At 37.9% G+C, this 1,425-nt stretch carries 2 protein-coding genes; both read left to right on the forward strand.

Going from position 1 to position 1,425, the window contains the following annotated elements; all coding sequences use genetic code 11:
* Positions 1 to 59: 59 nt before the first annotated feature.
* A complete protein-coding gene (locus tag LIR34_RS17460) occupies positions 60 to 716 on the forward strand; it encodes an IS607 family transposase (RefSeq protein WP_173903411.1) in 657 nt (218 codons plus the stop codon).
* A partial coding sequence (locus LIR34_RS17465) for an RNA-guided endonuclease InsQ/TnpB family protein (protein WP_265107750.1) occupies positions 646 to 1,425 on the forward strand: 780 nt, incomplete at its 3' end. The genes LIR34_RS17460 and LIR34_RS17465, both read left to right, overlap by 71 nt.

The following is a 1,425-nucleotide window of genomic DNA, read 5'->3' on the forward strand; positions in this document are numbered from 1 at the left end:
AAAAAGATGTTAAATGTGTTTAAATATACTTATGGAGGTATATTATGAACACATCAAAAATCACAAATTATAAACCAAAAGATTTTGCTGAATTATTAGGTGTTTCTGTAAAAACGCTTCAGAGATGGGACAGAGAGGGAATCTTAAAAGCAAACCGAACTCCAACAGACAGGCGTTATTACACATATGACCAGTATCTTCAATTTAAAGGTATAAATATAGAACATGATAAACGAAAAGTTGTTATTTATGCAAGAGTATCTACCAAAAACCAAAGGGATGATCTTCAAAATCAGACAGCATTTCTGCGTCAGTTCTGTAATGCCAGAGGAATGATCGTAGACCAGTGCATTGAAGACTATGGAAGCGGACTTAATTATAACCGCAGGAAATGGAATGGATTACTGGACGAAGTCATGGAGCAGAAGGTCAAAACCATAGTGATCACGCATAAAGACAGATTTATCCGTTTTGGATACGACTGGTTTGAAAGATTCTGCATGAAATTCCACACTACGATACTGGTGGTGAACAATGAAGAACTGTCACCACAGGAAGAACTTGTACAGGATATTATTTCCATCCTTCATGTGTTTTCCTGTAGATTATATGGACTTCGTAAGTATAAAAAACAGATAGAAAAGGATGAGGAGATTGCTGAAGAGCTTCAAGACAGAGATCAATCCTACAGAAGAGCAGAAGATCAAAATACATAAGACAATCGGCACATGCAGATATATTTATAATTTCTACCTGTTTCATAATAAAGAACGTTATGATGCCGGTGAAAGATTTATGAGCGGCAAGTCGTTCAGTGTATGGCTGAACAATGAATACCTTCCAGGGCATCCGGAATATTCCTGGATCAGAGAAGTCAGTTCCAAATCGGTAAAGAATGCAATTGAAAATGCCTGTACCGCTTTTTCAAGATTTTTTCATCATCAGAGCAGTTTCCCAAGATATAAGAAAAAAGGAAGATCTGATGTAAAAATGTATTTTGTAAAGAACAATCCCAAAGACTGTCTCTGTGAACGTCACAGGATCAAGATCCCAACACTTGGCTGGGTAAGGCTGAAAGAAAAAGGTTACATCCCGGCCTCTAAGGATGGATATGTGATCCGAAGCGGGGCAGTTTCCATGAAAGCAGGAAGATATTATGTGTCTGTACTTGTCGATATACCTGCTCCGGAAGCAGATGGAGATTTCACTGATGGGATCGGAATCGATCTGGGTCTGAAAGACTTTGCAGTTGTGTCAAATGGAACTGTATACAGAAATATCAATAAAACAGCACGGATCAGAAAACTTGAGAAACAATTAAGACGGGCACAGCGAAAGCTTTCCCGTAAATATGAGAACTTAAAGAAAGGAGAATCCACTCAAAGAGCAAATATATGCAAACAAAAGCTTAAGGTACAGAAACTT

Origin of the sequence: Blautia sp. MSK17_66 (assembly GCF_020538025.1) — a bacterium.
Lineage (GTDB): Bacteria > Bacillota > Clostridia > Lachnospirales > Lachnospiraceae > Blautia_A.